The following is a 19,223-nucleotide window of genomic DNA, read 5'->3' on the forward strand; positions in this document are numbered from 1 at the left end:
TAATTACCTAGAAATTTTTGACATAGTCGCGATGACTGGCTACTGCAGCTTTCAATTCCTCCATATTATCGGAAGAGAACTTCTCTAGGATTTCTATCGCTAGAGTTGTAGCTACGACTGATTCCATGACTACACCAGCTGCTGGGAGAGCCGTTGGATCTGAACGCTCCACAGTAGCTTTATAAGGCTCATGAGTATCAATGTCAACCGACATCAATGGCTTATAGAGGGTCGGAATTGGTTTCATAACACCACGAATAATCAGAGCCTCGCCATTGGTCATACCGCCTTCGAAACCACCTAGATTATTGGTTCGGCGTGTATACCCTTTTTCTTGGGACCAGAGAATTTCGTCCATGACTTGGCTCCCTTTGAGATAGCCAGCTTGGAAGCCTACTCCAAATTCTACTCCCTTAAAAGCATTGATTGAAACAACAGCCTGCGCTAATTTTGCATCTAACTTTTTATCCCATTGCACATATGACCCCAAGCCAGCTGGAACTCCTCCGACAACAGTCTCAATCACTCCGCCAATAGTATCTCCATCTCGCTTGATTTGATCAATATAAGCTTTGATTTCTTCTTCACGCTCTTGGTTGACAATGGATACTTCTGACTGGGCTGCACGCTCTTTGATTTCTGCTACGCTTAAACCATCTGGGACATCAATTTCCTTCCCTCCGAAAACGACTACATGGTTAGCAATTTCAATATCCAACTCAGCCAAAATCCGTTTGGCAACCGCACCAACAGCCACACGCATAGTTGTCTCACGCGCGCTAGAACGCTCCAAGGAATTACGCAAATCATCAAAGCGATATTTCATACCACCAACTAGGTCAGCATGTCCTGGTCGTGGATGTTTGATACGACGCTTACTTTTGAGTTTCTCTTCGATGTCCTCAACTGCCATAATATCCAACCATTTTTGATAGTCTTTGTTGGTCACATTCAATGTAATCGGGGCACCGGTTGTCTTACCGTGACGAACACCAGCTGTAATCTCTACGCGATCTGTTTCAATCTGCATACGACTACCACGACCGTATCCACCTTGGCGCCGTTTTAAATCTTCATTAATATCCTCGGCTGTTAAAGGAAGACCCGCTGGAACTCCCTCAATAATGGCTGTTAGACGTGGTCCATGAGACTCGCCAGCTGTTAAATAACGCATAACTTAATTCTCCAAAATTTCCAGAAACTTACGAGTATTGCTTAAAGACATTTGTCCTGGTGCAGATGTTTCATCTAAGCTGGCAAAAGTCCAGCAGGAGCCTGTAATCACACCTGCAATACGTGTTAACTTCCCTAGTTCACCCATGGCGATTGTCGCAAATATCTGCTCAGTGTTCAGTGATTTAAAACCACGAGTATAATTCATAACATCTAGGACATCCTGCTCTGTCTTAGCCATTACAGCCATTTTAACAACAGCTGGTGATAGGCTAGTCAGTTCAGACATGATTTCCATATAATTAGACGGTGTTTCTTCAAAATTATGATAACTCAACACAAGATTAGGAAACTCCAACATCTGCTCAAAAACCGACTTATAAGAGTAGTATTCAAAATCAATATAATCTGGCTGATAAAGCGTTGCTACTTCTTTGATTACATTGACATATTCTTGATCGTCCAAATCCAAGTGACCGCCTTCACGTGTTGTCCGAATGGTGAAAACTACTTCCTTACCACTACATTTTTCAAATATAGCAGGTGCTACTCTTAAAATATCATCTTTCGGAAGATAGTCTGCTCGCCATTCAACAATATCTGCCTCTGCTAGACGTTCTACATCAATGGTCTCTACCTCTTCCAGATTTCTAGGCATAATAGGAACTACTATTTTCATTTATCTACCTGTATCGTAAAGACCTTTAGGTAATTACTACTTTCATCATTTTTATTGATTACAAAATCGGCTGGCAAGCGATAAGTTGCCTCATAGCGATGTTTTCTAACATCAAACCCTTTTTCAATCTGCCGCTTAAATTTTTCAACAGAAACATTTGCGGCGTTGGTCGAAGCGATAATAGTTCCACCTGTATTTAGTATTTCCAAAGATTGAGAAATCAACTTGTGATAATCTTTGGCTACTGAAAAGGTTTGTTTCTTATTTCGTGCAAAGCTTGGCGGATCCAAGACAATCACATCATAAGTTAAGCCTTTACGTTTGGCATATTTGAAATATTCAAATACATCCATTACTACAAAGTGGTGATTATCTAAGTCTAAACTATTAACCTTAAAGTGAGCTTTAGAAAGTTCTCGCGAGCGTTTGGCTAAGTCAACAGAAGTCGTTTCCTCTGCTCCGCCCATGGCAGCAGCAATAGAAAATGCTGCCGTATACGAGAACATGTTCAAAAGTGACTTGCCTGCCGCCAGGCCATCCACCAAGGAACCACGTACCTCATGCTGATCCAAAAAGATTCCCGTCATCAGTCCATCATTCATAAAGACCTGATAGTGAACTCCATTTTCCAACACAGTGAAATACTCAGGGGCTTCTTCTCCATAAAGATGAGCAGACTCAAAGGCCAAACCTTTAAAACGAATCTTCTCATAAGCTCCTCTTACTTCTGGAAATACCTGTTGAAATGCAGCAACAATCATCTCTTTGACAGAATAAATAAAGGTATTATACCATGAAAAAACGGCATATTCATCATACAAGTCAACCGTCATTCCACCAAAATTATCTCCATCTTGATTAAATAAACGAAACGCATTCGTCATCTCAGATTGATAAAAATGTTGACGTTTCTGTTTAGCATCCACGAATAATTTAACAAAAAAATCCATGGTCAAGTCTTGATTGCTTCTACTAAACAGCCAGCCTATCCCCTTATTCTGTTTGGACAAATAAGCCTGGCCCAAATAGCTTCCAGATTCTGAATACAAAACAGCCAGCCTGTCTTCATCAAACGAAAAACCTGAAAAATCAGCGCTATCCAAGAGTTGAATCCCTCTGTTTATTTTCTGTTCTGCAATACGGTTTACCTTTATTTTCATAGAATTATTATAACATGTTTCTTCATATATGCCAAAAAAACTCTAAACTTTGAGGCTTATTTTAGAATTATGGTATAATGAACTAAACTTTTAGAAAGGACCATGAGGTTTTATTGTGAAAAAACTAATTGACTATGTCAAGAAGAGCGGACAGACTAGACTTGGTTTCGTCTTGATTTTGCTAATCATTTACTGGCTCAAAACACTCTGGGCCTACTATGTTGATTTCAACTTAGATACACAAGGGTTTTTCCAAAATTTTATTGCTATTATGAATCCTCTACCAGTCGGGATTTTATTACTCGGTCTCTCGCTTTATATAAAGAATACAAAAGTCTTCTATAGCGTAGCGATGATCATTTATATTATTCTTTCCGTCTGGCTCTTTTCAAATGCAGTCTATTACAGAGAATTTTCCGATTATATTTCCATCTCTACTATAATGGCTACCTCTAGTGTATCTGCTGGATTAGGAGAAGCAGCTCTTAAGTTATTTAGGCTATGGGATATTATCTATTTTCTTGATTTTATCATTTTTGGAATCCTAGTCTATCGTAAACTACTCCGGTGGGATAAAAAGACATTTCATAAAAAATCTAGCTTTGCTATTACAGCACTATCAGTCATGCTTTTCTCCATCAACCTCTTTTTAGCAGAAATTGATAGACCAGAGCTACTTACGAGAGGATTTTCTAATACTTATATCGTCAGAGCCCTTGGTTTACCTGCTTTCCTTGGTTACAATGCTAATCAAACCTACAATGCCCACAAGAATCGTTCTGGAGCAAAATCTACAGATTTGGAGCCTGTGAAACAATATATTGCAGAACATTATGCTCAACCGAATGACAACTACTTCGGCATTGCCAAAGGGCGAAATGTTATCTATCTCCACCTAGAAAGCTTACAACAATTTGTTATTGACTATAAGTTGAATGTCAACGGTGTCGAGCACGAAGTCACACCTTTCCTCAATTCTCTGTATCATTCTAGCTCTACTCTCGCCTTTTCCAATTTCTTTAACCAAGTTAAGGCAGGTAAGACCTCTGATGCCGAAACCATGATTGAAACCTCTCTTTTTGGACTCAATCAAGGCTCTTTCATGGTCCAATATGGCGGAAGCAATACCCAACAAGCTGCACCATATATTCTCTCTCAAAATGGAGGATATACATCTGCTGTATTCCACGGTAATGCAGCCAGTTTCTGGAATAGGAACAACACCTATAAACAATGGGGTTACAATTACTTCTTTGATCAATCCTATTTCTCTAAAGCCACTGCTGAAAATTCATTCCAATACGGTCTGAATGATAAAATCATGTTCGCCGACTCTATCCAATATCTGGAACATTTACAGCAACCCTTCTATACCAAATTTATCACAGTTTCCAACCACTACCCCTATACAACCAGCTTGATTGGGGATGAGATTGGCTTTCCATTAGCCAATACAGATGATGAAACCATTAATGGCTATTTTGCTACTGCAAACTATCTCGATGCGTCCATAAAGGCATTTTTCGATTACTTAAAAGCGACTGGCTTGTACGAAAACTCCGTCATCGTCCTCTATGGTGATCACTATGGAATTTCTAATTCACGCAATCCTGACTTGGCACCGTTGATTGGAAAAGATTCTCAGACTTGGTCAGATTTTGACAATGCCATGATGCAACGTGTTCCATATATGATTGTTGTACCTGGAATGACCAACGGTGGGATTTTTGATACCTATGGTGGTGAGATTGATGCACTTCCTACTCTCGAACATCTTTTAGGAATCAAATCCGATAACTATCTTCAAGTTGGTCAAGATCTACTTTCCAGCCAACACAGCCAAATTGTGGCTCTTCGAACCGCTGGCAGTTTCATCACACCAAAATACACTAGCTACGAAGGTAAAATCTACTATACAGAAACTGGTCTTGAAATTACAAATCCAGATGAGACAACTCAGAAAGAAATTGATGCAATTAAAGAAGCTACCGCAGCACAACTAGCGACTAGCGATGCCATTCAAACTGGTGATCTTATCCGATTCTTCGACAATGGATTGCCAGCCTTGGATTCAAGTCAATATAACTACATTGACTCATTGGCTGCCGAGATTGCTCTGGAGAATAAACTTGGTACACAATCGACAAGTTTGTATAGTAAAAACGGCAATAAATCAACAATTGAACTATTTAAAGCACCAAGCTACCTAGAACTTCACGGTAGTACAACTGCTACCAGTACACCAAATACTGGTACAAGCACTAGCTCAACAAGTACCAGTTCAAATTCACGGTAATACACTAAAAGGCTTAGAATCATGTCAGTTACTACATTGATTCTAAGCCTTTTTATACTCAATGAAAATCAAAAACAGACTAGCTCCAAAGGTTTGGGGAACCTTTGGAGGTTGGAGATAGAGCGAACGTAGTTCGTTTCTACTTAGCAGATAAAACCCTGTTACTATTTTGTTTCAAGGTAACAGGCTGAAAGGCTCCACTGGAGCCTTTCACTCATCAAATCAAGTCAACAACGTCTGATTTTGATTTTCGAAGAGTATTAGACCACTAATTCAAATCACTCATATCTATTTCATCAAGGAAATATAAAATCCTCACTAGGCTCTTCCTCTGTTGATGATTTTTTAGGGATATCTATGGGAGCAGCAGTACTACTTTCAGTTGCTTTTGTATCTTCTGTTGTAGTTTCAGCTTCTGTTACAGTTTCTATATCTGTCGCTTCTGGACTAGGTGTCAACAAATCATCTAACCAGCTATCTGCGTCCTCTTCTCCATTAGGGACATCTGGAGTATTCGCCAATGGATTCCCAGGCAACCAAGTATCACCTGGCTCAACTGTCCCATCTTTGCTATCACTTTCAACTTTATCGAAATGAATATCGTAGACAGTATCTTCCAAAATAGGTGTATCCCATGCTACATTTGGAATAACAGGTTTTGTATAATCTCGTTTATAACCTGTATCACTCTTCAAAGATGGCGGAAAAATTCCAGCTTGGTTCAGTGTTAACCCTTTTCTAACAAGGTAAACAACTGTTTTACTAGTTCCCAAATGTGTCTGAAGTTGACCACCTTCACCTGCTCGAAATGCGAGGGCTACATAATTCTTTGGATCATGCCAATAGTAATTTGGATGTCTACTTGGGTCATTGATGTCCGTTGGATTCTCCGTATTGTTAGCAATGTAAGGTCCTATACGAGGAGCCGTTGTCCCAAATGCTGCCAAGCTCGTTGTGGCACTAACATAATCTGTATCTTTTTCTCCACCAGTAATAACTGTCCTAAACTCAATGAACTCATAATCTTTGCTTGGAACCGGTTCTGGTACAACAAGCCCCTGCTCCTTAGCTTGTTTCCAAGTTAAGTCAGATTTCACAAAGTATATGAACCCTGCTCGAATCTCACCATTTAATTTTAAACGACCATTGGCTATCGCACTATATTTAACAGGTACATAGTCTGATAGATCAATATTTGAAACATCATCACTTGGAGTGTAAATATTTTTGGTTGGCTTACGATAAACATTATCAAAATCAGCATAAAAACTTTGATGTTCTCTTGCCATCTTGCCGGACTTTGGCAAAGTAGCATTCCAACCATTAAAGACACGTCCCTTTTGTTGAAGGGTCTGCGGATAGGCGATGTTCAAATCCTCCCAATTTAAATCTTTACGAACCAAATAATAAACTCTCTTCGTTTTTTTACCATTAACGACAAAATCACCAAAATCACTATTTGTACTGAATGTTACTAGAATGAAATTTTTAATATCCTGAAGACCTTCCGGATGATACTTTTGATGGACACCATTACGTGTTAAATTTTCTGTCGAACCTTCTGTATAAAAAGGTCCATATACTGATTGTTTCTCAATAGCAAGATTTACCGTTTCGGTCTTAACATCACGCTCAGGATCATCTGGCAAACTAGGATCAATTTTATAAACGTGCGCATGATCCCCATGGCGTACACTCATATAGTTCCCATCAATTGTAATGTCCTCACGTTTTACTTTAAAACGCTCCATGTACTGTTTAATGAGACGTTCTTTTCTCTGTTCAAGAGTTTCTCCATCCTTTTGCTTAAGAATACGATCCTCCGGACTTTCAAACGGCTTCGTTGCATCAATTTCCTTTAATAAAACAATATGTGTGTGATCGCCATGCGGATATTCTAATCCAATTTGACCGTCAACAATGACTTTCTTAAGACGTGATGGCTCTAAATTCAGTTCTTTTGCTAAGTAGTCCAATTTGGTTTGATACTCAGTATTTTCTACCTCAGGTTGTGACTTCTTATCCGATTCAACATTTGGTTTATACTGATTCACAAGATAAGACCATTTACTCCTTTTCAATGTTTCAAAATGAATAAGATGCAAATGTTTCCCATGCCTTACTAGAATCCCGGTTTCCGTTACACCGCTGATATTTTGCCCATCAAACAAGAAACCATCACTCGTTTGAAAATCAATCCCCGGAATCCCTTCCTGTTGGTGAACGATAGGAACAGTTGGCGATTGACGACTATCAGAGGTCAATTGTCTGTGTGTCGTGCCACCTAAGCTTGATTTTAAAATATAGTGATAATGATCCCCATGCCGAACAGTATAGCCATTGGCATCCTCTGCGACAATATCTTTAGGATCAAAAACGTATTCATCTTCGGTCTGTTTCGAGCCTGACGATAATTGACTTCTCTTAGGTTGAGAAGAATGGTTTTTTTCTTGATAATTTTCAGGAATTAAATAAGCCCATTTTGTATTCTTTAAATCTGAATAAAAGAAAAAGTGCTTATGATCACCATGATTGACAATAATTCCTAAATCAGTTTTTTCCTCAATTTGTGACTCATCAGTGAGTAAAAAACCATCATCCGTCGCCTTATCAATCCCTGGAACTTCCTTTTTCGAATCTGAAGGAATCTCTTTTGATTGCTTTGATTGCGATGTTTCTATGCTTGTTGTTTTTTGATGGTTCGATTGCTCTCTATAGTTAGACGCTTGATAAGTAACCAATGCTACAGCACAAATAAGCGATACTCCTGCTACATAAAGCAAAGTCTTACCTTGTTTCATATCTATGTTTCTCTCCTTATTTACCATTATTATATTACCGACATGATAAATGTAATCAACTATTGTAAAATAGCATCACCACATCCACTTATTATAGTCTTTTAGTTTACTTTTATTACTAGCTTCAAAGGTTCGGGGAACCTTTGAAGGTCGGAAATGAAACAAACGAAGTTTGTGTCAACAGCCGCAGGCATAACTCAATGCTTTCTTATTTCTAGGCATTGACTTGAAACAGTCCCCCAGACTGTTTCAATCAGGCAAGGCGAGTTCAAACACTTCAGTGGAGTGTTTGAAGTTGGAAATAAGGAAACGACGTTTCCTCGCTCGTCGAAATAATAAAAGAAAAACTAAATGACGATAAAGTTAAAAACCGTCGATTTATTTACTAGTTAAGTATATCACCCATATCGAAATTTAGCAAGTGGTGAGCTACTTTCCAAAAATAAAGAACCTGGTTCATCACTACCAAGTTCTTTAGATTTTTATACTTATTTAGCAAGTTTTGCTTTAGCAGCATCTGCAAGAGCTGTGAAAGCTGCTGCATCGTTTACTGCCAAGTCAGCAAGCATTTTGCGGTTTACTTCGATTTCAGCCAATTTCAAACCGTGCATCAATTGTGAGTATGACAAACCGTTCATACGAGCAGCCGCGTTGATACGAGTGATCCACAATTTACGGAAATCACGTTTTTTCTGACGGCGGTCACGGTATGCATAGTAGTAAGAGTTCATGACTTGTTCTTTCGCAGTGCGGAACAAGAGATGTTTAGCTCCGTAGTAACCTTTAGCTAATTTTAAAATACGTTTACGGCGTTTACGAGAAACAACGCCACCTTTAACACGTGCCATTTAATTTTCCTCCAAATAATCTAAATTCTAGTAAGTCGGCTTATTTCAAACCTGTAAGCATTGATTTGATACGCTTGAAGTCACCAGCATGTACCATACCTGCTTTACGAAGGTGACGACGTTGTTTTTTAGTTTTACCGTGGAAACGGTGTGAAGTATAAGCGCGGAAGCGTTTCAATCCACCAGAACCTGTACGTTTGAAACGTTTAGCTGATGCGCGGTGAGTTTTTTGTTTTGGCATGTTAATTCTCCTTTTGCTTAAAAAGCTTATTTTTTATCTGAAGCTGGGGCCAATTGCATAAACATTTGACGTCCGTCCATCTTAGCACGTTGTTCGATAATGGCAATATCTTGGGTTGCTTCAGCGAACTCAGCTAATACTTTCGCTCCAACTTCTTTGTGGGTAATCATACGACCCTTGAAACGGATCGAAACCTTAACCTTATTTCCTTTTTCAAGGAATTTACGGGCATGACGAAGTTTTGTCTCGAAGTCCCCTTTATCAATAACTGGACTTAGACGCACTTCTTTTACAGTGACAACACTTTGTTTTTTGCGTTGTTCTTTCTGTTTCTTCTGATATTCAAATTTGAACTTACCGTAGTCCATAATTTTCGCTACTGGTGGTTTAGCTTGGGGTTGAATCAATACTAAATCCACGTTGGCGCTATCAGCAATGGCCTGAGCCTCATTGAGTGGTTTGATTCCCAACTGTTCACCCTCAAGACCGATAAGACGAACTTCACGCACTCGAATTTCATCATTGATGAACAAATCTTGCTTTGCTATGGCTTTTCACCTCATTTTGTATTTTTCGAGAAAAACGAAACGGACTTGCTAAACAAGTCCGCACTACACCATTATTCTTTCCGAAGAAATCTTAATCCGTAGAGCCAGACAACGTTAGTCGCAAGGCGAGAAGTTCTCACTTCTGCTTTTCTCAATACAACTATTCTAACATGTCTAAAACTACTTGTCAAGAATTTCTTTCGCTTTTTCTGAAATAAATTGAACAACACCTTCTATGGATACTCCTGTTGTATCAAAGGTAATGGCATCATCTGCTGCCTTTAAAGGAGAAACTTCTCGATGAGAATCTTTATAGTCACGAGCCGCAATTTCCTGCATTAGAGATTCCAAGTCTGTCTCAATGCCACGTTCCGTATTTTCCTTAAATCGACGAAGGGCACGCTCTTCAACAGAGGCAACAAGGAATATTTTGAGTTCTGCTTGTGGCAACACAACCGTACCAATATCACGACCATCCATGACAATACCACCAGCTTGCGCAATGTCCTGTTGCAGGCGGACCAATTCTTCCCGTACTAGAGGAAGCGCTGCTACCGCTGATACATTATTTGTTACTTGATTATCTCGAATAGGCAAAGTAACATCTTCACCACCGACAAAAACAAGTTGCTGACCGTTTTCATCACGCCCAAATTGAATGGGATACTGGGCAAGCAAGTCCACGATTCGTTTTTGATCTGTGACCTCTACACCGTTTGTCAAGGCTAGATAGGTAGCCGAGCGATACATAGCTCCTGTATCTAAGTAAGTGTATCCAAAATTTTTAGCAATAATTTTAGCAACCGTTGACTTTCCACTTGAAGCTGGACCGTCAATTGCAATTTGAATTGATTTCATAACTCCTCTTTATCTAATACGAACTACATCCCCAGGATGCGCAATCCAAGACCCTGTTGTCATTTTCTCTGGATTCAAACGCTCTAGCTCTGCAATTGAAATCCCACCACGAGCAGCCAGTTGTCCTACACCTTCACCTGCTTGAACAGTAAGGGTAGAGCCATCCGTTGCTTCCGCTGGGCTAGAACTTGTTTCTGTCGTGTCAGTCGAAGTAGATTCTTGTGTCTCAGCAGCCGATGAAGAGCTCTCTGCTACGACTGTTGTAGTGCTTGGGGTATAAAATTCTTTTGTTGAATCTGTTTTACTACCGCCACCGATTGAGAGATAGACAGCCATAATTCCAATAATCAGTACGATAACAAAGAAAATAATTGCCAAAACTGTAAATACCGTTGTATTCGCTACCCCCTTACTCAGACGTTCTTTACGACTAGTTGTTTCTGTGTGGTAAACTTCTTCATTCCATGGCTCTTGTGACATTATTGAGAAAACTCCTTGTATTTTTATTAAAATATGATTACAATACTAATATGAAAGTAAAACTTATTCCTGAACGGTGCATTGCTTGCGGGCTCTGCCAAACCTACTCATCTCTGTTTGATTATGATAACAATGGTATCGTTGTTTTTTCAGACGACTCACAATTAGAGAAAACAATTGAACCCAATCCAGATATTCTTAAAGCCATCAAATCATGCCCTACAAAAGCCATTTCAGCGGATTGATTTGGCTTTTTTTGTATAATACTCTTCAAAATAATCCTGTTTTATTAAATGGTCTATTAATTCAATTTTACCCTTGAAGCAACTATGAATAGCTAAATGGTTAATAAAGTATTTTTTTGTCCATTTACGCATATAATACATCCGTCCGTTGGGAAACTCTTTTGCAAATATACGAATGGCTAAATAAGAAACTTCAATTTTTTCTATGGTAGCAATTTCAATTTTCTGCACTGCAAAAGGATTAGCCGAAGCAATCCGTAAATGCTCATCTTTTATCTCGAAATAGCGATGTAAGCCGAGCACTACTAATACAGCAAAGAGTGAGACAAGTAGAATAAATAATCTTGAAACTTGCAACTTCTCCAATAAAAGTGCCATACCAATAAAAATAGGTGTGAAGGTAAGTGACCAGTATATGATGGCCCATGATAAATCCGGTTGCCAATGGTAACGAATTTTACCAAAAATTTTGATCATATCGGACCTCCATCTATTATTCTAGCACAAAAAAAGAGATTTTCCTATGAAAACCTCTATCTTTTGAAATTTTTTATTACATTTACATGACAATGTTGAATGTTTTGTAAAATTTCTGAAATGTTTTTGAAATATTTTGAGTAGGAATTGGTGGGAACACAATGATCAACAACCAAAATATTTTAGTCGTTCGTCTCTTGACTCTTAACATAGTAACTCAGGAGAAACTTGGCAATAAACTTTGGCCAAAACAACAAATACATTTCATAGTCTTCTTTTGTACGAATATTGTTTTCAATGCTATTTGTCGTCTCAGATTCTTCATGGATACGATGATACATCAAACTCTCATCTACAAAGGTAAAGCTACCATTTTTTTGTGCAATCTGATACCAAGCAAACCAATCAAGAGAAACTTTCATTGCTTCATTAAACTTGAAATCATTCAGTTTCTTCAAATTATAGGTCACAGCTGGACAAGAAATTGGATTACCAAAGGCTAAAACCCTATTCCGCCAAAATTTCCATTTGGGAAACATGGCCATTGTCCGTAACATGAGTTGCTTGATTTTCAAGTTTGAAGTTAAGGGAATAGCCACACCTTCCTTAACTTCCTGATAATCTGAATAAGCAATCAACGTTTCCTCTGTCATCTGAGACATTATTTTTTCACAATAGTCTGGTAAATAAATATCATCTTGATGAGCAATTGTAGCATAAGGGGTTGTTACAAAAGAGAGTGCTAAATTCCAATCTTTTCCAATACCTCCTCCTTGTGCGGTATGCATTACGATTGCATTCTTTTGGCAAATTTGTTCTATATATTCACTCGGAGTACTAGTGTATAGGATGAGTTGTGATTGAAGTGTTTGCTGCCTTAACGAATGGATGCATTCTTCTAGATACTTACTATCTCCATAAGCACAGATAACAAATGTATGGTTATTCTGCATGATGCTCCTCCAACTCAGAGATTCTTTTTTTAGCCATTGATACTTCTTGAATTAAATTTTTAATCTGCTGCTTTTGTTGAGATAAAGCCATACTATGCAAAAATCCAATCACCAAGAGAACAAAAATTGCCACAGATAACAAGAAATTGGAAGTCAGACCAAACCCGAATAAATAAGCCAATTTAATAGGAATAACATCAAAGAGTGCAAAAACAATCAGTCCGAAGCCAATAACAATCCACATAAAGGCATGTTCGAATAAAATCTTATTTTTATTAATATTCCTAAAAATAAAATACAAAAAACCTAGTGAGGCAAGAAACATAGCTAATGCTTGTATAGTCATTATTCCCCCTCCTTCATAAGCGAAGCAATCAAAATAGATGAGCAAACTTCTACCATGTAGCGGATGGACTTAAATGGAGTAATCGAAGAAACCCCTCCTGCTCTCTCAAACATATTAGCAGGTGCTTCTACTACTTGGAAATTTTGCTTTAGTAAATGAACAGTTGATTCTGGTTCCGGATATTTCGTAGGGTATCGTCTGGCGAATTGAGCAATTACTTTTCTATTTCCCAAACGATAACCAGATGTTGTATCCCAAATGCGTTTTCCAGTTGTTATTTTTATCATATTTGAAATAACGCCTATTCCAAATCTTCTCATAAAACTGGTTTGGAATTCTGACAAGGTTTCACCAACAAAGCGTGAGCCAATCACCATATCAGCTTGACCAATTAAGATTGGCTGAATTAAGCTATTTAATGAACGAATGTCATGTTGACCATCACCATCGAATTGAACAGCTACATCATAGTCATTATCCAAGGCATATTTATATCCTGTTTGAACAGCTCCGCCAATCCCCAAGTTTTGTACCAAGTGAATTGCATTTAATTTATTGTTTATCAAAATTTCTTTCGTGCGATCTGTTGAGCCATCATTAATGACAACATAATCCAATTGAAAATTCACACTATTTCTATAATCTATAATTCCCTGAACAGTTTGAAGGATACTTTCTTCTTCATTGTAGGCAGGAATAATCATTAATACTTTCATTTTTTCTCTCTAAAACTAGAATTCTATATAACTTTTCAGATTCTACTTACTCATTTGAAGAAACTATAATATACATATTTTAGCATAGCTATCCTATTATTCATTAAAGTCGAAGTTTATGTCTGATTTTTGTCGCGATATTGCTGATTAATCTTGCATAACGCTCCAATCTTGTTGGATGCATATTTAAAGTCAGTAACTCTTTTATGTGACTTAAATTTGTATTTTGGTATCCAATATATTCTAAGTGATTGATGCTGTTCAGTATTTCTTTATAGGCAACTTCCGGTGTATATAGAGTACGTAAACGTTCCACATCAAGCCGAGCCCTATCTGAAAAATCTCTAAAGGATTCAATCACTTGCTCTAACTTAGTCACCAAGTCTTCTATATCGCCCAATTTATAAATTTGACCTGCTGAGAATATTTCAAATGCCGTCAAATGTCCTAAATTATCTGATAGAATTACGGGAAGCCCTCTTAAGATTGCTTCAACATAGACTAAGCCAAAAGTTTCCATTGACGAGGGGAAAACACAGATATCTCTATCAGTTACTTCTTCCCATGGATTATCTAAGTTACCTAAAAATTTAACATTTTTCTGTAATTTATTTTTATGGATATATTCATCACAAATAGCTTTGTATTTACTATCCCATCCTCCAATAAAAACCAATTCAATATCCAATCTATTTAGTGTCTTATATGCTTTTATAAGTTCTAATTGATTTTTTCCTTCTGTTAATCGACCAACAGAAACAATTCTAACTTGGTTGCCTTTTTTTAAATCTTTTGTTTCTTGCTCAGTATAAGAAATAAACGGATGGACTTTCTTATTAAATAGTGGTGTTAAAAAATTATTTAACTCTCCAGTCACACTAAATAATTCTGAAGAATACTCTTCTATGAAGTCAATTTTATCAGCATAATAAGCAAACTCATTTTTAGGGAATTCATGAATTAGCCAAAAATGGGGAACCTTTTGACATGAGGCAGCAATTGCTCCCTGAAAAACATTAACAGTATTTGAAATAACCAAGTCTATCTCATTTTGCTCAATAATTTCAGCTATGTCCTGAACATTCTGGCGATAGTAGCTTGTAGCCTCTTCTCTATTAAGGATTTCTCCACCTGGTGCATCCGGCCACCACCACTTGACAGTTGGCAAATAGTAATTCTTAACCCCTATCATTTTATAAAGTTGCTCATGCTTATCTTGCGGTTCCCCTCCTATTGCATGAGTAACATTTATAACTGTGTGTCCCAGTTGAATAAGGTACTTCATTAGATAATAAATAGACTTCTCCGCACCATTATCCATACTAGTTGTAGGAGAAATAAACAAAATACGTTTCATTAGACTAACTCTTCTTTCAAAAAATCATTAATTCTATTTGCTGTAGTGCAATGATTCATTACAAATTCAAAAGCATTTTCTGCTATTTGTTCTCTCAGGTCTTGTTCAAGAATCAATCTCTCCAATTTACTTTCCCATTCGTTATCATCTGCTAGAACTCCAGTCACTCCATCTTGAATCATTTCTTCAAATGCTCCAAGATTACTTGCAACTGTCACAACTTTAACTGCTGCCGCTTCTATCCATTTAATTTCCGACTTTGCTTCATTAAAGGTTGTGGTTACAAGCGGCGCCAAATTAATATCAACTTGTGAAATTAAAATTGGAAGCTTTCTCCAATCAACATACTCATGACTTACAATCTGTTTTTTGAATTTTTGGAATGGTTTAGGAATGTCTAAATATCCTACTATATGTAATTCCACTTGCGGGTACTTTTGAAGTAGATGTAGCAATGCTTGACTAATTAAATCAAAATTTTCGTTGTGTGTAATTGACCCTGAGAAATATCCTATTTTGACTTTATTGTCGTTCGAATTTTTCTTAACTTGTAAACTACGCTCAACTAATTCTTTAGACATGACGTTGCGATTCAAGATAACCTTGTTTTTATATTGTTCAAGCTCGTCTTTCAATTTCGAAGTCGATGTGATAGCATAATCGCAGAGAGAAAGCATTTTTTTGTAAGCTAAGACACTTGTATCATAACCTTTTTTCTCTCTCTTGCTCAAGCCTTGGGTAAATTCAAGTTCATCTGTAAATTTTGTATCAAAAACCAAATCATCAATATCAAAATAAACAGGTCTGTTCTTTATGTGTGCCGCCCTACATATTTCTTTCAGCATATCATTGAATGGAGCACGATAAATAATAATATGACTAGCAAACTGTGCATCCTGAAGTTGTACAAGAGAATTATTTATCACTCGAACTGTATAACCAAGTTCTCGCAATTGCTCAGCCTTATTTAACACACGATAACGTGTACATTGTGGAATAATATTTTCGACACCATCAATAATCAAAATATAAGATTGATTTTCTCTAGTTTTAAAATCTTCTAATATAGAAGACACCACTTCAATCGGATAATCTGTTTCCTTAGCAATATACTCCATCAAATCCGGAATCTCAGATTCTCTTTCTAAACCATGCCAAAAATATTGTTCTCTGTCATAATTTCTAAAGGCCGAATACTTAACTAATGGACAACCTTGCTTTAATAATTTAAGCGGATGAATATACAATGCACTATCTTTCGTGTCTTTAATCAATGCATCATACTTAAAGCCTCGATCATAAAAATATTTTGCAAACACAGTTTCATGTTTTCCAATTGCCTTATTACGAGAATCCGTATCAGAGAGCTTTTCCCAATAATCATAAAATCCTTCATACCTAAGCAAGCTATTTTCAATAACAACAAAATATGATTGTAAGTGCTTAGGAATTTTACCATAAGGGTTATAACCAGTAAAGTCTAGCTGCTCCTCACCCATCGAAATTCCCCAAAAGTCTAGCTGATTGGAATTAAACTCAGAGAAAACCTCTTCCAAATCCCTAAAAGGACCAATATTCGTATCATTAACCAAGATGAGCTGATTATATTGTTGTAACGCCTCTTTTCCAGTATGTATTATCCCATGTCGGAAAGCCGCAACATCATACCCCTCATTTTCTCTTTCCACAACCTTACCATATTGTGCTAAACGATTTATATCAGCCTGTGGAAGTTTACCATTTACAACAATTAAAACATCTCGAGAAATTTTAGCCAATGCCTCTAAAAAAATTACTTTATAGTCCTGTAAAGACGATTGATGTTCATAAATTGTGTAAATCAAGTATCGATTTTTGATATCTGAATAATTATTTCTACGTTGCTTATCACGTTGCAAAGCTAGTAGAGTTCGCTTTATATATTTTGGAATTCTCCAGAAAAACTTTGCAATATTTTTGGTAAGCTCTAATATATAAAACAATAGCTTGTATTTACCTGATAAGATAAATAATCGCGTTGTGAAATTTCTAATCCACCTTTTCACAGTGTTACCAATCACTTTCTATTATTATCTACTTTTATAAATTTTCAAAAGTTTGTTTTGAATAAATGTTGATACATATATCCCCAGAACTCTGGTCATTAAACCTGAGATTCTAAACGAAACAAGTTCTACCCTCTGTGAATATTTTAGCAAATATCTAAATTTTTTCACAAACATTTTTATATCAGAATTATTCAGATATGGAAATACAAATGGCAAGATGGAAATATAAGAATTTGATAAATAAATCAAAAGTGCTTCTTGTTTCTCATTCGATAGTTGTTTAAAATTCTTTAAATTTTCTTCAATTCCTCTAAAGGCATGATAGACTTTTTTTTGTGTAATTTTGTTAGTAAAACTTCCATCTCTATTTTGTCTATACATATAATTAGAATTTTCAATGACACAACAACAAGTTATTATTTTTAATAGGTCTGCACACCAAATACCATCTTCGTACATTAACCCGTCTGGAAACATCAAAGAATCTGCAAATAGTTCTCTGCGGACACACTTGTTCCAAACAGGAGCAATCAATGCGCCTGTTTCTACAAGTAGAACAGAATCAGTAATAATTTCATGTCTAGGTAATTTTTGAGGGAAATCACGAACTCTTATATCAGCATTACCATACCAGTATGAAAATGGATAAATTACTGCATCTACCACTTCCTCGTGAGAATGTAGTTCATCATTGATTTCATCTAAAAAATGCACATCAGTCCAAAAATCATCACCATCTAGGAATAAAATATAATCACCACTAGCATTTTTTATTCCTGTATTTCTCGCAATTGATTGCCCACCATTAGACTGATGAAATACCTTCACCCTATCATCTTTAGCTGCTAATTTATCGCATATATTGGAGGTTATACCATCTGTAGAACCGTCATCTACCAACAATATTTCAAATTCTTCATAAGTCTGATTCAGTACACTATACACACATTCTTCCAGATAATCAGCAACATTGTACGCTGGGATAATAACGGAAAACTTCACACCTAGACTCCTTTTTGTAATCTAATTTTCCTATATTTCATGAATACAGGAATTAAGACTGTAATAATTTTATAGCGCAACATAGGAAAAGGCTTCATAACCATGTTAAAAAGATTAAAGCAGAAAAAGTAAAGCTGCCAACCACTCTCAAATTGAGTACCTCTCCATGGCGTCTGATTTAATGCAGAAACATAGTCCTCTCTAAATCGATGTTTATTTCCGATTCTCCATGGGCGTTCTTCGCCTAAAAAATGAACAATACGTGGTTGCTTACGAATTTTTACAAATTCTTCTTTTGAAATAAACGTTGAAGGCCTACTTAATTTTTCCAATGTACGATATGGATAAACATCAAAAATATTAAAATAATTATAAGTGATTGAGAGTGTTTTTATCTCTTCTTTCAACGCTCCATTCAGTGCATCTTGATCATTAGCAAAAAGCTCTCCATTTTTTTCTTTATAATAATCAAAAATAATTGTTCCTATACTTTTTGAACGCCACCGTTTCAAATCGATTAGAAGAACTCCCGCATTATGATATGTATACGTACCCAAATTTAAGCCTTTTCTTCTCTCAGACGAAGCTGTCGGTTCTGGGCACATTCCAAGGACTTTCCCCTCCAAATCTACTTCCCATAGCTCCCGAATATTTTCTAAAACTAAAGTATCTCCATCTAAATAGATGATTCTTTCAACTTCTTCGGGCAGTAATTTATCTACAAGTAATCTTGCAAGTACAACCGAAGCCCAACCATTTGTGTCAATTTCAAAATCAAAATATGATTCCAAGTTTTCCAATTCAACGATTGTCAATTTATTTCCTCCGTCGGTAACAAATTGATGAAGTTTTTCTTTATTCTGTTGACTAATACCATCTGAGAAAAGATAAAAATGGCATGTATCGTCTTCGTTTAATGTTCGCATGATTGAGCCCATACAAGCTGCTACTTGCGGGACAAAAGCATCATTCAATGTAAATAATATATTCACGTT

General features: G+C 36.8%; 19 protein-coding genes and 1 other annotated feature. Of the genes, 2 read left to right on the plus strand and 17 right to left on the minus strand.

The features are described from left to right. Nucleotides 1-7 precede the first annotated feature (7 nt). Genes aroC through ODU37_RS01215 form a run of 3 tightly spaced genes read right to left on the minus strand, consistent with a single transcriptional unit; the run spans nt 8 to nt 3,012 of the window. Nucleotides 8-1,174 carry a chorismate synthase gene (aroC, locus tag ODU37_RS01205; RefSeq protein ID WP_249562232.1) on the minus strand — a complete coding sequence of 389 codons (1,167 nt, stop codon included), beginning with the start codon at nt 1,172-1,174 and terminating at the stop codon, nt 8-10. Between the two features lie 3 nt (nt 1,175-1,177). Continuing rightward, nucleotides 1,178-1,852: a type I 3-dehydroquinate dehydratase gene (gene aroD / locus ODU37_RS01210; RefSeq protein ID WP_004194719.1), complete on the minus strand. Its 675-nt coding sequence runs from the start codon at nt 1,850-1,852 to the stop codon at nt 1,178-1,180. Next, on the minus strand, nt 1,849-3,012 hold the full coding sequence (locus ODU37_RS01215; RefSeq protein ID WP_249562233.1) for a class I SAM-dependent rRNA methyltransferase: 1,164 nt from the start codon (nt 3,010-3,012) through the stop codon (nt 1,849-1,851). Before ODU37_RS01215 ends, aroD begins: the two co-directional genes overlap by 4 nt. 115 nt (nt 3,013-3,127) lie before the next feature. Between ODU37_RS01215 and ODU37_RS01220 the strand changes: the two genes are divergently transcribed. Beyond that, entirely contained in the window at nt 3,128-5,308 is a 2,181-nt protein-coding gene (locus ODU37_RS01220; protein WP_398580402.1) for an LTA synthase family protein, read from the plus strand. Between the two features lie 296 nt (nt 5,309-5,604). Here ODU37_RS01220 and ODU37_RS01225 read toward each other — a convergent pair whose 3' ends face one another. The 6 genes from ODU37_RS01225 to ODU37_RS01250 all read right to left on the minus strand — a co-directional run bounded on the left by ODU37_RS01225 (nt 5,605) and on the right by ODU37_RS01250 (nt 11,084). Then, entirely contained in the window at nt 5,605-8,109 is a 2,505-nt protein-coding gene (locus ODU37_RS01225) for a pneumococcal-type histidine triad protein (protein ID WP_105202490.1), read from the minus strand. A 488-nt stretch (nt 8,110-8,597) separates the two neighbouring features. After that, nucleotides 8,598-8,957, minus strand: a complete 360-nt coding sequence (rplT, locus tag ODU37_RS01230; RefSeq protein WP_012028296.1) for a 50S ribosomal protein L20 — start codon at nt 8,955-8,957, stop codon at nt 8,598-8,600. A gap of 40 nt (nt 8,958-8,997) precedes the next feature. Further along, nucleotides 8,998-9,198 (minus strand): 50S ribosomal protein L35, encoded by a 201-nt coding sequence (gene rpmI / locus ODU37_RS01235; RefSeq protein WP_012027223.1) that lies wholly within the window; start codon nt 9,196-9,198, stop codon nt 8,998-9,000. Nucleotides 9,199-9,224: 26 nt separating this feature from the next. Continuing rightward, nucleotides 9,225-9,731 carry a translation initiation factor IF-3 gene (gene infC / locus ODU37_RS01240; protein WP_002940606.1) on the minus strand — a complete coding sequence of 169 codons (507 nt, stop codon included), beginning with the start codon at nt 9,729-9,731 and terminating at the stop codon, nt 9,225-9,227. A 40-nt stretch (nt 9,732-9,771) separates the two neighbouring features. Next, nucleotides 9,772-9,900, minus strand: a sequence feature (ribosomal protein L20 leader region). A 26-nt stretch (nt 9,901-9,926) separates the two neighbouring features. Then, nucleotides 9,927-10,604 carry a (d)CMP kinase gene (cmk, locus tag ODU37_RS01245; RefSeq protein WP_398580403.1) on the minus strand — a complete coding sequence of 226 codons (678 nt, stop codon included), beginning with the start codon at nt 10,602-10,604 and terminating at the stop codon, nt 9,927-9,929. 9 nt (nt 10,605-10,613) lie between these two features. After that, nucleotides 10,614-11,084: an SAG1386/EF1546 family surface-associated protein gene (locus tag ODU37_RS01250; RefSeq protein WP_044671322.1), complete on the minus strand. Its 471-nt coding sequence runs from the start codon at nt 11,082-11,084 to the stop codon at nt 10,614-10,616. Nucleotides 11,085-11,134: 50 nt separating this feature from the next. Here ODU37_RS01250 and ODU37_RS01255 point away from each other — a divergent pair, with 50 nt between their 5' ends. Continuing rightward, nucleotides 11,135-11,329: a ferredoxin gene (locus ODU37_RS01255; protein WP_249562237.1), complete on the plus strand. Its 195-nt coding sequence runs from the start codon at nt 11,135-11,137 to the stop codon at nt 11,327-11,329. On the opposite strand, the gene ODU37_RS01260 is transcribed toward ODU37_RS01255, so the two are convergent. From ODU37_RS01260 to ODU37_RS01295, 8 genes are all read right to left on the minus strand, one after another. Next, entirely contained in the window at nt 11,318-11,806 is a 489-nt protein-coding gene (locus ODU37_RS01260; protein WP_012027226.1) for an EbsA family protein, read from the minus strand. The two genes, ODU37_RS01255 and ODU37_RS01260, sit on opposite strands and share 12 nt — an antisense overlap. A 182-nt stretch (nt 11,807-11,988) precedes the next feature. Next, on the minus strand, nt 11,989-12,759 hold the full coding sequence (locus tag ODU37_RS01265; RefSeq protein WP_249562238.1) for a glycosyltransferase: 771 nt from the start codon (nt 12,757-12,759) through the stop codon (nt 11,989-11,991). After that, entirely contained in the window at nt 12,749-13,105 is a 357-nt protein-coding gene (locus ODU37_RS01270) for a DUF2304 domain-containing protein (RefSeq protein ID WP_002937073.1), read from the minus strand. Before ODU37_RS01270 ends, ODU37_RS01265 begins: the two co-directional genes overlap by 11 nt. Next, nucleotides 13,105-13,821: a glycosyltransferase family 2 protein gene (locus ODU37_RS01275; protein ID WP_044754523.1), complete on the minus strand. Its 717-nt coding sequence runs from the start codon at nt 13,819-13,821 to the stop codon at nt 13,105-13,107. The genes ODU37_RS01270 and ODU37_RS01275 overlap by 1 nt, the downstream gene beginning before the upstream one ends. 103 nt (nt 13,822-13,924) lie before the next feature. Beyond that, nucleotides 13,925-15,178: a glycosyltransferase family 4 protein gene (locus ODU37_RS01280; protein ID WP_249562239.1), complete on the minus strand. Its 1,254-nt coding sequence runs from the start codon at nt 15,176-15,178 to the stop codon at nt 13,925-13,927. Continuing rightward, nucleotides 15,178-17,238, minus strand: a complete 2,061-nt coding sequence (locus ODU37_RS01285) for a rhamnan synthesis F family protein (protein ID WP_172068810.1) — start codon at nt 17,236-17,238, stop codon at nt 15,178-15,180. The genes ODU37_RS01280 and ODU37_RS01285 overlap by 1 nt, the downstream gene beginning before the upstream one ends. A gap of 9 nt (nt 17,239-17,247) precedes the next feature. Further along, on the minus strand, nt 17,248-18,228 hold the full coding sequence (locus ODU37_RS01290; protein ID WP_249562241.1) for a glycosyltransferase family 2 protein: 981 nt from the start codon (nt 18,226-18,228) through the stop codon (nt 17,248-17,250). A gap of 2 nt (nt 18,229-18,230) precedes the next feature. After that, nucleotides 18,231-19,220, minus strand: coding sequence for a glycosyltransferase family 8 protein (locus ODU37_RS01295; protein WP_249562242.1), 990 nt, complete (start codon nt 19,218-19,220; stop codon nt 18,231-18,233). Nucleotides 19,221-19,223: the final 3 nt, after the last annotated feature.

Origin of the sequence: Streptococcus sp. 2021WUSS109 (assembly GCF_044427305.1) — a bacterium.
Classification (GTDB): domain Bacteria; phylum Bacillota; class Bacilli; order Lactobacillales; family Streptococcaceae; genus Streptococcus; species Streptococcus suis.

What these genes read in the sequence shown, in the direction of transcription:
- aroC (WP_249562232.1), bottom strand. Translation starts at nt 1,174, where the DNA reads ATGCGTTATTTAACAGCTGGCGAGTCTCATGGACCACGTCTAACAGCC.
- aroD (WP_004194719.1), bottom strand. Translation starts at nt 1,852, where the DNA reads ATGAAAATAGTAGTTCCTATTATGCCTAGAAATCTGGAAGAGGTAGAG.
- ODU37_RS01215 (WP_249562233.1), bottom strand. Translation starts at nt 3,012, where the DNA reads ATGAAAATAAAGGTAAACCGTATTGCAGAACAGAAAATAAACAGAGGG.
- ODU37_RS01225 (WP_105202490.1), bottom strand. Translation starts at nt 8,109, where the DNA reads ATGAAACAAGGTAAGACTTTGCTTTATGTAGCAGGAGTATCGCTTATT.
- rplT (WP_012028296.1), bottom strand. Translation starts at nt 8,957, where the DNA reads ATGGCACGTGTTAAAGGTGGCGTTGTTTCTCGTAAACGCCGTAAACGT.
- rpmI (WP_012027223.1), bottom strand. Translation starts at nt 9,198, where the DNA reads ATGCCAAAACAAAAAACTCACCGCGCATCAGCTAAACGTTTCAAACGT.
- cmk (WP_398580403.1), bottom strand. Translation starts at nt 10,604, where the DNA reads ATGAAATCAATTCAAATTGCAATTGACGGTCCAGCTTCAAGTGGAAAG.
- ODU37_RS01250 (WP_044671322.1), bottom strand. Translation starts at nt 11,084, where the DNA reads ATGTCACAAGAGCCATGGAATGAAGAAGTTTACCACACAGAAACAACT.
- ODU37_RS01255 (WP_249562237.1), top strand. Translation starts at nt 11,135, where the DNA reads ATGAAAGTAAAACTTATTCCTGAACGGTGCATTGCTTGCGGGCTCTGC.
- ODU37_RS01260 (WP_012027226.1), bottom strand. Translation starts at nt 11,806, where the DNA reads ATGATCAAAATTTTTGGTAAAATTCGTTACCATTGGCAACCGGATTTA.
- ODU37_RS01265 (WP_249562238.1), bottom strand. Translation starts at nt 12,759, where the DNA reads ATGCAGAATAACCATACATTTGTTATCTGTGCTTATGGAGATAGTAAG.
- ODU37_RS01270 (WP_002937073.1), bottom strand. Translation starts at nt 13,105, where the DNA reads ATGACTATACAAGCATTAGCTATGTTTCTTGCCTCACTAGGTTTTTTG.
- ODU37_RS01275 (WP_044754523.1), bottom strand. Translation starts at nt 13,821, where the DNA reads ATGAAAGTATTAATGATTATTCCTGCCTACAATGAAGAAGAAAGTATC.
- ODU37_RS01280 (WP_249562239.1), bottom strand. Translation starts at nt 15,178, where the DNA reads ATGAAACGTATTTTGTTTATTTCTCCTACAACTAGTATGGATAATGGT.